The 11,894-nt window shown below is 30.7% G+C and carries 12 protein-coding genes; 11 read left to right on the top strand and 1 reads right to left on the bottom strand.

The annotated features are described in order from the left end of the window. The first annotated feature begins 6 nt into the window (after positions 1 to 6). The 11 genes from GKZ86_RS08255 to GKZ86_RS08205 all read left to right on the top strand — a co-directional run bounded on the left by GKZ86_RS08255 (position 7) and on the right by GKZ86_RS08205 (position 10,952). Positions 7 to 525, top strand: a complete 519-nt coding sequence (locus GKZ86_RS08255) for a hypothetical protein (protein ID WP_154782638.1) — start codon at positions 7 to 9, stop codon at positions 523 to 525. 36 nt (positions 526 to 561) lie between these two features. Continuing rightward, positions 562 to 1,275 carry a hypothetical protein gene (locus GKZ86_RS08250; RefSeq protein ID WP_154782637.1) on the top strand — a complete coding sequence of 238 codons (714 nt, stop codon included), beginning with the start codon at positions 562 to 564 and terminating at the stop codon, positions 1,273 to 1,275. 11 nt (positions 1,276 to 1,286) lie between these two features. Continuing rightward, entirely contained in the window at positions 1,287 to 1,718 is a 432-nt protein-coding gene (locus GKZ86_RS08245) for a GPW/gp25 family protein (protein ID WP_154782636.1), read from the top strand. 183 nt (positions 1,719 to 1,901) lie between these two features. After that, a complete protein-coding gene (gene tssD / locus GKZ86_RS08240; protein ID WP_012025247.1) occupies positions 1,902 to 2,288 on the top strand; it encodes a type VI secretion system tube protein TssD in 387 nt (128 codons plus the stop codon). Between the two features lie 138 nt (positions 2,289 to 2,426). After that, entirely contained in the window at positions 2,427 to 2,822 is a 396-nt protein-coding gene (tssD, locus tag GKZ86_RS08235) for a type VI secretion system tube protein TssD (RefSeq protein ID WP_059118210.1), read from the top strand. A 37-nt stretch (positions 2,823 to 2,859) separates the two neighbouring features. Beyond that, the gene (locus tag GKZ86_RS08230) at positions 2,860 to 4,668 is read left to right on the top strand and encodes a type VI secretion system Vgr family protein (protein WP_154782635.1); all 1,809 of its coding nucleotides are present in this window, start codon (positions 2,860 to 2,862) and stop codon (positions 4,666 to 4,668) included. Between the two features lie 2 nt (positions 4,669 to 4,670). Beyond that, the gene (locus GKZ86_RS08225) at positions 4,671 to 6,194 is read left to right on the top strand and encodes a hypothetical protein (RefSeq protein ID WP_154782634.1); all 1,524 of its coding nucleotides are present in this window, start codon (positions 4,671 to 4,673) and stop codon (positions 6,192 to 6,194) included. Further along, positions 6,194 to 6,688, top strand: a complete 495-nt coding sequence (locus tag GKZ86_RS08220) for a hypothetical protein (protein WP_154782633.1) — start codon at positions 6,194 to 6,196, stop codon at positions 6,686 to 6,688. The genes GKZ86_RS08225 and GKZ86_RS08220 overlap by 1 nt, the downstream gene beginning before the upstream one ends. 190 nt (positions 6,689 to 6,878) lie before the next feature. Beyond that, a complete protein-coding gene (locus GKZ86_RS08215) occupies positions 6,879 to 8,528 on the top strand; it encodes a DUF3289 family protein (protein WP_154782632.1) in 1,650 nt (549 codons plus the stop codon). A gap of 4 nt (positions 8,529 to 8,532) precedes the next feature. Further along, positions 8,533 to 9,024 (top strand): hypothetical protein, encoded by a 492-nt coding sequence (locus tag GKZ86_RS08210; RefSeq protein ID WP_154782631.1) that lies wholly within the window; start codon positions 8,533 to 8,535, stop codon positions 9,022 to 9,024. A gap of 89 nt (positions 9,025 to 9,113) precedes the next feature. Then, positions 9,114 to 10,952 (top strand): type VI secretion system baseplate subunit TssF, encoded by a 1,839-nt coding sequence (locus GKZ86_RS08205; RefSeq protein WP_154782630.1) that lies wholly within the window; start codon positions 9,114 to 9,116, stop codon positions 10,950 to 10,952. 80 nt (positions 10,953 to 11,032) lie between these two features. Here the strand turns inward: GKZ86_RS08205 and GKZ86_RS08200 are convergent, their stop codons facing one another. Beyond that, positions 11,033 to 11,887 (bottom strand): outer membrane beta-barrel protein, encoded by an 855-nt coding sequence (locus tag GKZ86_RS08200; protein ID WP_154782629.1) that lies wholly within the window; start codon positions 11,885 to 11,887, stop codon positions 11,033 to 11,035. Positions 11,888 to 11,894 lie beyond the last annotated feature (7 nt).

Raw genomic sequence — 11,894 nt, 5'->3', positions numbered from 1 at the left:
AAATTCATGAACGTACTTAAATTTTTACTTTTTATTGCCTTATTTTCTTTTTCAAATTCTATGAAGGCACAAAAAGTAATTGATACAATTAGTTGCCCTATTACTCAGAATGAATTATTGCTTTCTGGTAAACGTTTTGCAAGTGCGCCTCCAATTTTGTTACGAGTTTTTAATGAAGACAATGAATATGCTGTATTTCAACTCGGAAAAAGGAAAAGTAGTATATACCTGTATTTTAAAATTTTTACTGATAATGTATGTGTGAAACAACAACAGCCAATAGAACTTTATTTTAAAGATGGAGATATGTATATTCTAAAAAATACTTTTAAAGTAAACTGTGACGGAACTGCGGCTTTAGAGCTAACAAGAAGGGATATTAAGAAATTAATGAGCAATTCTATAAACACCATAAAATTTTACACACTCAAAAGAGACTATGAATTTAGTCCGGGTGCCGTTGATAATCAAAATATAAAATTATATCTGCATTGTCTTAAATCATATAAAATTAAGAAGCGATAAGTATAAAATTAAGTTTAAAAGTTTAAAAATCTAAATATGCCAATTCCGGAATTAAATCTTTCATTAGGACTTACAGACAATGATGGCTCTGTTTTTTACGCAGGAAGCGGAGAAGGTAAAGTCATTGTTCGTACTGATTCTGCTTTAAAGCAGCATACCATTACGATAATAATTTCTGAGCAGCAAGTTGGATCGGTAAATTTGAAAACACATTTTAAAGGCGCCGAAATTCCTGCTGAAATTGAAGTACCAACCTATCAAATGCTTGTTACAGATGATAAAACCAATGAAACTGAGATTTATAAAGTAACACGCGATACTTATTTCTATAAACAACAAAGTACAAAAAAAGGAATATGGAGTTTTTTAGGTTTAAAATTTTTAGCACCAAAAAACTTTCTCTTTGAAAATATTCCGTTTGAACCTTTAAAAGAGGAAATGGAAGTTTTTGATATTTCAAGATACAGAAAGTTGAATCAGGAAGAACTTACTTATAGTTTTCAAAAAGAAGATCAAAATATTCAGGTTTTTGCAGGTGACATCAATACACTTAAAGTTGAAAAAGGGATCAGTTATTTTGTAATTGTCGATGAAAAAAAAGGGCAAAGATTTATTGGAGATATTTTATATCGTGAGAAATTCTTAAAACTTACTCCAAAAGTAAAACTGCATATTATAAAAAGAAAACAGGTTTCTAAAGGAATGGAAACGAATAAACAAGGACGCACAGACAGGTTGATTTATATTTAAATAAAAAATAGATGAAAGGAGCTTTTTATAAACTGCCTATAGATTTTAATAGCGTTATTCAAAAAAAGGAATTAGAAAAAACTTCAATTGAGCATTCGATAGCGCAACAAATTATATTGTTGGCAACAACCACATTTGGGGAATGCAAGTTTGATGAAACCTTTGGATCTAAAATTTGGGAGATTGATTTCGATTTATTGATGAATGAAAATACGCTGAAAGAAATCATCTCAAAAACAATGAAACAGTCATTACTTTTTCATGAAAAAAGGATAAAAGTTAATGAATTAAAAGTCGAATTATCAGAAACAATGTATTTGGTTGATGATGTAAGCAGAGCCAAAAAAAAGGTAGACATCATTATCGAAGCAACAATAAATAGTACCAATCGGGCTTTTGACTTTAGAGGTTACTTTTTTGTGGGTCCGTTGTCATATAAGTAAACTTTTTGATGCCGTTTTACCAATTTTTGAAGTAAAAAAAATACTTTTTGATAGCTGTAAAACGTTGATAATCTGAAATTTAAAATATGTAAATAAAATTTTATTAAAATATTAATATTGATAAGATTTTATTTATATATTTACAGCATAAATATATAAATTAATAATTAAAAATTTTTCATTATGTCGTTTTTAACATCATTAACAGTAGCAGGTAAAGATTACAAAGTATTAAACGTGAGTTATGATTTAGCTCAGGAAACAGATGCTTCTGGGCGTCCATCTACGGTAACACGTGGAGGAAGAATCATGATCGAGGTAGAGTCTACCGGTAGTACTGAATTGTTTGAATGGATGACCAATAATTTCGAAAGAAAAGATGGTTCTGTAAAATTCATCAAACGTGACTCAAACGCTACTTTAAAAGAGCTAAAGTTTACAGAGGCTTACATGGTTAAGTACAAAGAAAACTTTGATCACAACAGTGAAAATCCTTTAACGGAAACTTTTATGATCTCTGCGCGTAAAATTTCGATGGGTGGAGGAGAATTTGATAATGCTTGGGTATAATCCTTTGGACTTTATCAAACTTTATTAAGCTTGAATTATTAAAGGGAGTCCATTAACTGGACTTCCTTTTTTGTTTTAAATCTAAAATTTTCTAATTAAGCAGAAGTCAAATTTTCTAACAATCTAATAAATCTACAAATGAGTTTTTTATCTAAATTACATATAGACGGCGAAGAATATAATGTTCTTGAATTTAATATTAGTTTTAAACAAGAAATAGATACCACAAGCAAACCTACCGGAAACGCTAAGGGAGGTATCATAAAAATGATTATTGAGGCAAGTCAGAACAGCCATTTTTTATCATGGATGTTAAATGGAGATTTGACCAAAGACGGTAAAATTGTTTTTTACAGAAGAGATGCTTTAAGTAAAATGAAAGAACTTACTTTTTCAAAAGCATTTTGTGTTGGTTATGATGAGCAATTTACAAGCACAACCGAAGTTCCGATGAAAATCACTATGGAATTGGTGGCTAAAGAATTGACTTTTGGAGATGCTAAATTCTCTAATAACTGGATTGCTTTAGATTAAATTGTAAAAGCTAATTAAAAAACAAGCACGTATTATTATGGCACATTTTTCAGAACAAGTACATATAACTATAGGGAGTTTTTCTCAAAACGTTGTTTATTATGATTTAAAGCTATCGCAAAAAATGGCCGACCATCATCATTTTTCATTTGTTTGGCAATACACAGGTAAAGCTGTAATTAATCCTGCAGATCAGGCTAAAGCTTTAAAAAGTTACCTGGGAGATGAAGTTATCTTTACTTTCAGAAGCCTTACAGGACTTAGATTAATGAGCAAAGGTATTATTACAGAGCTTTCATCTGTAGATGTTCACGGCAGTGCTGTAGGTTTACATGTTTCAGGCGTAAGTCACAGTATTACTATTGATGACATGAAAAAATCAAGGGCTTTTAAAGAACGCAGTATGGATGATATCGTACTGGGAATTTTAGCAGAAGGTCCTGGAGAGTTTTACCAGAGAGATTCTATTAAATCAACGTACCTTAAAGAATTTAAGAATATATTGCAATATAATGAAACCAGTTTTGATTTTTTAAAAAGACTGGCAACTCGTTATGGACAATGGTTTTATTTTGACGGAATGCGTATGCAGTACGGGCAGACAAAAACCAGTAATACAGTTCTTATTAATGGAGCATCACTCCATAGCTTTAAGATACAGGCCAATATGGTTTCGCATAAAATATCCTTAACAGGCTACGATTATAATAACACTGCAAATATTCAGGACGCTGCAACGAAAACTTCTACAGGAAGTAAAGATAGTTTTGCATCAAATGTTGGTTACAACCAGGGAACCGTTACAAACGCTGAGTTGAGTAATGGAGTATACACTGTAAATGCTCAAAATAAGGATGATATTGATGAAATGGTTAAACTGCAAACTGCAGGAAATGATGCCAATAGTGTTTATTATAGCGGAATATCCTATTTCCCAATAGGAGTTGGACAAGTGTTTACGATACAAAATCAAGCCGTATTGCATGAATTAATTGCTATTGAAGTTATACATCATTCAGAGGTTCACGGAAATTATTCTTGTGAATTCAAAGCTATTCCTGCCGATGTTGCTGCGCCACATTATACCAATGTACACGTTTTTGCAAAAGCAGAAAGTCAGCCGGCACAAGTTAAAGAAAATGATGATCCAGAAGGATTAGGACGTGTAAAAGTACAATTTTACGGAGCAAGCGGCAGTGCTGTAAGCGAATGGATTCGTATGATACAACCTCACTCAGGAGCAGGAAAAGGATTTTATTTTATTCCGGAAATAGGAGAGGAAGTTTTAGTTGGTTTTGAAGGCAACAACGTACAGAATCCTTATGTAATAGGAACTCAATACAACGGGCAAGATAAAAGTGGTTACGCTGATAGTCAAAATAATATAAAAGCAATTCATACGAGAAGCGGACATATTATAAAGTTTACTGAAGAAGAAAGTATCTTAATTGCTGATAAAAATGGTAATGAAATACTTCTTGATACTGTTGGCGGAAATATAAATATTACGTCTACAAACACTATAACAATGAATGCTGCTAATATTGTTATGAATGCTTCTGAAAGTGTTACTACTACTGCAGGAGCTAATATTACCGAGAGTGCGGGAGCAGATAAAACTACAATGGTAGGAATGATGCTTAATACTAGTGTTGGAGGTGATAATATGCTTAGTGTTACCGGTAATTTCATGGAGAATATTGAAGGAAATTTAGAATCTCATACTCAGAAAGAGAGACAAGAGGTAGCTGTAAAAGGAATTGAAACGAGTAGTGAAGGTGCAATCAATAAGCATTCGAAAAAAGAGATGCAAAATAATAGTGCTGAAAAATCTAAATCTCACTAATAATGAGCAGAATAAGAATTGTTGGAGGCACTATAACCAAAACTACAGTAGGAGATCACAATATCTACTCTGAAGGTAATATTGTTTATAATTCTGGTAAATCGATTACAGAAACAAGCGATGAAGGAATTACGTATGGTGAACCGAAAGATCCACCTAAAAGAGAAGCAAGTGATTTTGATATTACTTTTGAATTAGATAAGAATGAAAAATCAGTGGTCCCATTTGGAATTTTAGATTTCGAGGATAAAATCGAAAATCCATTTTTCAGCTTCAAATACAAATTGACTAAGTCTAAAATAGATTCTCTAAGTTTTCAAATATTAGACGAAAATGATACGCCTATCTATCAAATGACACATTTGAAAACTGTAATAGTTCAGGTTTCAAAAAAACCTGAAATACTTTTTGAAGCTAAAAAACCTACTGAAGGACCGCTAATATCTAAAACTTGGGATTTTCTGAAAATATATAATAAGTATTCTTTAGTAGAACCGGATGATTATACAAAAGAAGGAGAATATTTTATACATTGGGATGGTTTTGATGATAATGAAATATATGATAGTACAAGGTTTAACGGTAAAAAGCTAAAAGCAAAGATCACTGCAACCAATGGAGATAAACAAAAAAGCCTGACAGTTGATTTTTCTACAAAGTATAGTGAGGCAGACTGGACTGATATCAAAATTGATAAGAATGCAAAACGAATTGATGTTACTTTAAGGGTAGACATGACTGATGGCAGTGCGGAAGGTTTGAGTTGTTGGCCTAATACTAGAGATTATAATCCACCATCTACAAAAACTGAAATTTGTGATTGGGATAAAATACCTGTTTCGGATATAAACCCTGGTCAGCCAATAATAAAAAGCAGAACACAAAGCTTTTCAGATTTAGAAAAATTAGCAATTGAGGGATTAAATTACCATTGGGGAAGAAATAAAAACCATTTAGAGGGCAAAAATGTAAAAATTAATAGTGATTTATTTGAGGTTTTTATTGATACTATTAATACAAAAAAAAATGCCATGGTTTCAATAGATTTAATTTACAATACTAATAATAGCTGGGGTAGATCGGGAAATCCGGGAGTATTAGCTAGAATATATTATAATGAAGGTTATGTAAAATATTCTAATGGTTGGGGCTATATAAATGGACCACATGCTGAATTAGAATACAAACATACTTCAGGACATGAAATTGGGCATTCAATTTTGAAAGCTTATGGAGGTATGACTTATTCATGGCAACATAAAGGAAGCTCATATTTGTTGCCACAAGATGTAAAACCTGTAAAGGGTAATGAAACTTTTTCAGATCATTTTAAAAAGGACAATATGAAAGAAATTTCAGGTGAGTATTATCCTAAAAGCGGAGAAATTGATTTGATGAAATATTATAACTATGAGAATGATAAAACAGGTAGAAGAATACCTGTATCCAAAATTGAAGAAAGAAGTGTCGCAACAGAAAAAGATATAATGATACTAATATGGCTTACTAAATTAAAAATTTCATAATGAAGAAAAAAATTATACTGGCAGTAGTTTCAATAGTAATTTTAGCAATACTGATTTTTTTTGTTTTTTATTATAGTTTTTTCATAAAACCTATAACAAAAGAGGAAGCCGGAATAAATGAATATGTTAGTTTATTAATTATAGAAAATAATACGAAATCAAAATTATATATTATACTGAACCATAATTTTTCAAATTCTGAAACTCAAAAATTTCAAAACTACACTTACGTTAAAACAAATAATTATTCAAGTATAGATACAGTAAGTTTAGGAGGTATAAATGATTATAGTAATTATGAAAATTTTGAACTTTCAGGTATTCGGGAAAAACCACAAGTTTTACCCGAAAACTTTTCTTTAAAAATTCTGGATAGTTCTAAACATATCTTGAAATTTTGGGATAAAGTAAATTTTGAAAAAGATTTTAAAATCAAAAATAATCAGAGAACATTAACAATTACAAATAAGAATAATGACATTGTAATTAATTAAAAACAACAATTTATTTTTAATTGTTATTTTGTTGCTAGAAATCCTTTTAAAAAATGAATTAATTTTTGAAAAAAGATATTATATAAATAGCATTTTTTCATAAAGATTATTTTTAAGATACTGATGGCTTTCTTTTCTGAAAAACAAGAGAATGTTTTTAAATGATTTTGCATAAAAAATAATTGTATTTATGAGTAGAATAAGAATTGTAGGCGGTACTATAACAAAAACTACTGCAGGAGATCATAATATATATTCTGATGGTAATATTATTTACAACTCAGGTAAAGCAATTACAGAAACAAGTGATGAAGGAATTACTTATGGAGAACCAAAAGATGCTCCGCCTTCTTCAAAATTGCATTTTACAGATGGCTGGTGGGCTTTAGACAAAGAAGGAAAAAAGAAAATAAAGAGAGCGCTGCCTGGAATGACTGTTTATTTTCACTTAAAAACTAAAGATATTCCTAACGGGCATTCTGTATTTCTTTCTTTATTTGATGAGGATAATCATGAAAAAGAAGAACCTCAAAACACAAACGGTAAGAAAGATAAAGATGACCAAATAAAATTAGTAAATTCAAAAACTAAAAAAGAGCTTCTTGTCGCAAAAGTACAGGACAATAAGATTGTACAAAAAATCAATTTGTCTAGTCTTGCATCTTTTATTATTGACGAACAAGATAAATGTCTGGAACTTTATTTTCGTTGTAGTTATAAAATAGAAAATGTTCAGTATCCTTCTAACATCGAAGATTATCTTAAAGTAGGTGCAATTGTAATTGATCGTTATAAAATGCCTGGTTTAAATGCTAATGGTTCAGCAATTGCTGATGATATGACTTATGGCAAAGGTGTTAAACATATTGGCCCGGTTTACACCAGCGATATTCTCGAAAAATTTAAAAAAGAGTATGAAAAAAATGGCTTTGATATTCAAAAACATGCTCAGTTTTCACATCAGGAAACTGGTGTAGAAAATAAAGCTAAATATAGTAGAGATGAATGTTATAAAACAAGCTATAAAGTAAATATTCCATTAATAAATAAGATAATTCCAGAAATATCAACAGGTTTAGATGTTAGATTATTCGATAAATTTTCTACTGAAAATTTATTTTGGGATTTTGAGCAAACTGCAACTTTATACTTCGCAACTGGAGAATTGCAAGAGAATATAAAAAGAATGATTGCTAAATTTAAAAGAAACGAAGGTGGTGTTTATGAAGACAAGATATTAACAAAATATGTAAGCGATAATCCCAATACAGCCAAATACTGTATGAGTGTAGAAGATTATATTGCAGAACAACTGAAACAGAATACAGCTGATTTAAAAAAAGCAGAGGATGCAAAGCCTTATTTTGGAGGTGCTGAAGAAATTACTAAAAATAGAAAACTTAAGAATAAAGATTATTTTACAAAACCAGTTTATTCGTATGATACTTTAAGCAATGTAACGGGAGGTTTAACAATAGCATTAAATGATATTTGGGCGGCAGAAGTGTTACTGAAAGAACTCAATACGGATAATGATAATTATAAGGCAAAATATCAAGTAACGCTTTGGGATCATTTTGGCTTGGATTTACCTGATATGGAAAAGGTTTTTAATATTATACCTAGTGTGGGCGAGACATTTTTGACTTGGTTTATACTGCAGCATTTAAGAGGTTACAAACCTTTTATAACTAAAATGACTTTTGAGCGTGAATTTGCAGGAAATATAAATGATGGCAAAAATGAGAGAGAAAATAAGCGGAAAGATGAAGAAAGAAAAAAAGCTCAGCAATGGGCAGAGAAGGAAAGAGCAAAAATGATGAGAGAACCTAAATTTTAGAATAATGAAGAAGATTTTTTTTTATATAATTATCTGTGTTAGTATAATTTCCTGCCAAAAAAATGAAACTAAATTTTTTGATTTAAAAAAACATAGTGGAGAAGGGGTATTTGATAGAGGTAATAACGCAGGCAAAAAATTTGCTTATCAAAGTGTCTTAATAGAAAACGCACCTGTTGAAAATAGCGAATTGATTAAATTGTTTATTAAGTACGAAAATGAAAATTTAAAGAAGATTTATAAGCAATCAGATTTATACTCAATTAGCATATTCTTTTACAATAAAAATAGTTCCACATCTTATTTTGTTGAAAATGCTGATGACCCGGGAGGATCCTCGAGTGAAATTTTACATGATTATTATGAAAAATTTGGTATAGGAGAAATTACAATTGACAGATGTGAAAATGATAATAATAAATGGACATCAAAGATTTCATATTTTGATTATCAAAGAAACATAAAAGATACCATTATAAAGAAATGTACAAATTAATTAAAATAGATTGTCTATAATTTTATAGATGAAAATTAGATTATAGTCACTTAAAAAAGATACTTTTAAGTTTCAACAAAAATAAAACAATGAGACAAGAGCGAATAAAAGACAGAGTATTAAAAAGAGCGGCTAGATCGTGGGGCTTTTCAGATGTTGAGATGGAAACTTCTTTTGATCCTGTTGTATCAATGATGTTAAATGCTTTATCTTATGAGTTAGAAAAAGTTGCGCATGAGTTAGAGGATTCTAAAACACGAGTGGTTGAAAGAGTTCTTGAAATTATGTTTCCTGAAGTTACCTCTGGAGCAAAACCGGCACGAGCGATTATGCATGCTTTGCCAATAGATAATAACATGAAGGTTTCTTTGCATAACCAAATGACGGTAGACAGAAGAATTCATAATATTTATAATCCGCTGGCACCAATTACAAAAGAGATTGCGCTTTCACCAACATTAGAAGTGAAATTATCTTCGTGTGAGGTGAAATATATTGCTTATGAAAGAAACCTGTACGAAGTATCTAATCTTTTTTATAAAGATGCTGTAAGAGATTATCATCATTCTTTACCTTCAGGTCAGGTATTTTTGGGAATTGAATTAAACGATGCCAATGTTGACGAATTGGAAGATTTAATGTTATATATCGACATCAAAAATACACATCAAAAAGAGATGTTTCATTACTATTTAAAGCAAATGAGATGTTTTCATGATAACAAAGAGGTTATTGTTAAAGAAGGTTATAATGTGCCTGTGAACCATCTTGATATCGAAAATATAATCAATCGTAATTATACACATCTTAGTGAGGTAATGCAGGAGGTTAACGAGTTTTATTTTGATAATTTTTATACACTAAAGGGAATATTAAAACATAAAACTATTAAGGATTATAATGCAGAGTATAAACAATTCGAAGAAATCACAAAAAATAATGGGAATAAAATTATTTGGCTGAAGTTGGTTTTTCCGGAATCGCTTATTCCACAAATAATTGACAATGTTTCTTTTACGGCGAATTGTTTTCCTGTAATCAATAAGAAAAAGCATATTCTAAGCAAAACAATCGGAACTTTTTTGTCTTATGTAGCGCTTGAAACGGACAATAATATTTATCTGGATGTAGATTCTGTTGTTGATGGATTCAATAATCGTTACGAAATAAAAGAATTTAAAGATGGTGTTATCGAAGAAGGAAATGCTGTTTTGCGTACGGGAGGAGTTTCGAGGTTTGATTCAAGAAGCGCTTCTGAATTGCTTCAAAATGTTTTAGATTTATTGAAAGATGAAAGTTCTTCTTTTGCCGGTTTGGGAAAAGATTTTATGAATAGCTCTTTAATCGAAATTAATCAGTTACTGGCTTCTGTAGAACAACAGGCTAAAGAAAGTAGTTTTTCTAAAAATAATGATCCTTATCTTATGATTAAACCCAGGATCGATGAATCGGCAGGGAAATCATTTGCTATAAATTACTGGTCTACTTGTGCTGAGGAAGGAAATGATATTAAAGCCGGTACAGCTTTGCAATCTAAAGATGATTTGTATTTTGTAAGCAAGGAAACAATATTAGTTACAAATACTGTTGGAGGAACAAATAAGCAAAACAACAAAGACCGTATTTTGGCTTATCGAAACGCTTTATTAACGCGTGGTCGAATTGTAACTTTTGCTGACATTAAGGCTTTTGCATTTAATCATTTTAAGAATTGCATTACGGATGTTAAAATTGAAAAAGGAACACGAAAAGAAATTTCTGTAAAAGCAGGATTTAGCCGAACAGTTGATATTCATTTAAAAGTAAATTCAGTTGAAAAAGATTATTTATCCGTAACTGAATGGGATTATTTGTGTGAAAGTTTTATGAAAAATTTGAAAAACAGATCGTCAAATGTATTTCCATATCGATTATTTATAGAAGATTAATATAAATATTTATACCAAAAAATAAAGCCAATTTCCCCCCAGAAATTGGCTTTTATAATTAATTCATCTTTTAACTAAAATTAGCGGAATGCAAATCTTAGTTTAATGCCATAAGAAACTAATCTCATGTCGCGCGCGTAAGATGAATCAAATACGCTGTTGTACCCTAACTGCACAGGCAATTGAGCATTATATTGAACCAAATTTTTGTTTTCACTTTTATCATAAATATCATTTAAGCCATAATCTAAATAAAGGCCAATATAAAATGAGCTTCTGTCACCCAGATTTTGTTTTAAACCAGTTTCAAAAGTAGCAGAATAAGATACATCGGTGTCAATATCCTGTTTGCTTGTTTTGATATTATCTGTACTTGCAAAACCTGCAAATGCCGGAGAAAATAACTCTACATTATATTGAGGATAATATCCGCTTGTGGTTAAATTTTGAATTCTTGTTTCATAGCTTCCACTTGTTGCAAATCCTATTTTAGCTCCTGCAGCAACATATAATTTTGTTGATCCGGGAGTTTCAAACTGAATTCCGATAGGCACATTAACGTATGCTAATTTTTGCTCTTCTCTTAAATTGGTTGCTCTATATCTAAACTGAAATGATTCATCTTCGGCATCAACAGTATTATATTGTCCTGCCAGATATTTAAATTTTATATCAGTATTATAAGTTTGATATTCGACACCAAAACCAATGCTTAAACCTTCGTTTAAATAATAGGAGTAACGAAGACCTGCACTAATTCCGTTTCCGGGAACTGTCGACCCACCAGCTAAAGTAGCATTAACAAATGAAAATGGACCGCCTACTGAAATTGAAATTTCCTGCTTTTTATCCTGACCATAACTATTGAGGCATAGTATTAAAAGTGCCGCACTTGTAGTTAATAGTTTTATAGAGTTGCTTATATATTTTTTCATCTTAAAG

The organism is Flavobacterium sp. LC2016-13 (assembly GCF_009707955.1).
GTDB lineage: Bacteria > Bacteroidota > Bacteroidia > Flavobacteriales > Flavobacteriaceae > Flavobacterium.
Note: the sequence above shows the minus strand (reverse complement) of the source record. Positions and strands in the feature narration are given on the sequence as shown.

Excerpts from the sequence above, each read along its gene's own strand:
- GKZ86_RS08255 (WP_154782638.1), top strand. The coding sequence starts at position 7 with ATGAACGTACTTAAATTTTTACTTTTTATTGCCTTATTTTCTTTTTCA.
- GKZ86_RS08250 (WP_154782637.1), top strand. The coding sequence starts at position 562 with ATGCCAATTCCGGAATTAAATCTTTCATTAGGACTTACAGACAATGAT.
- GKZ86_RS08245 (WP_154782636.1), top strand. The coding sequence starts at position 1,287 with ATGAAAGGAGCTTTTTATAAACTGCCTATAGATTTTAATAGCGTTATT.
- tssD (WP_012025247.1), top strand. The coding sequence starts at position 1,902 with ATGTCGTTTTTAACATCATTAACAGTAGCAGGTAAAGATTACAAAGTA.
- tssD (WP_059118210.1), top strand. The coding sequence starts at position 2,427 with ATGAGTTTTTTATCTAAATTACATATAGACGGCGAAGAATATAATGTT.
- GKZ86_RS08230 (WP_154782635.1), top strand. The coding sequence starts at position 2,860 with ATGGCACATTTTTCAGAACAAGTACATATAACTATAGGGAGTTTTTCT.
- GKZ86_RS08225 (WP_154782634.1), top strand. The coding sequence starts at position 4,671 with ATGAGCAGAATAAGAATTGTTGGAGGCACTATAACCAAAACTACAGTA.
- GKZ86_RS08220 (WP_154782633.1), top strand. The coding sequence starts at position 6,194 with ATGAAGAAAAAAATTATACTGGCAGTAGTTTCAATAGTAATTTTAGCA.
- GKZ86_RS08215 (WP_154782632.1), top strand. The coding sequence starts at position 6,879 with ATGAGTAGAATAAGAATTGTAGGCGGTACTATAACAAAAACTACTGCA.
- GKZ86_RS08210 (WP_154782631.1), top strand. The coding sequence starts at position 8,533 with ATGAAGAAGATTTTTTTTTATATAATTATCTGTGTTAGTATAATTTCC.
- GKZ86_RS08205 (WP_154782630.1), top strand. The coding sequence starts at position 9,114 with ATGAGACAAGAGCGAATAAAAGACAGAGTATTAAAAAGAGCGGCTAGA.
- GKZ86_RS08200 (WP_154782629.1), bottom strand. The coding sequence starts at position 11,887 with ATGAAAAAATATATAAGCAACTCTATAAAACTATTAACTACAAGTGCG.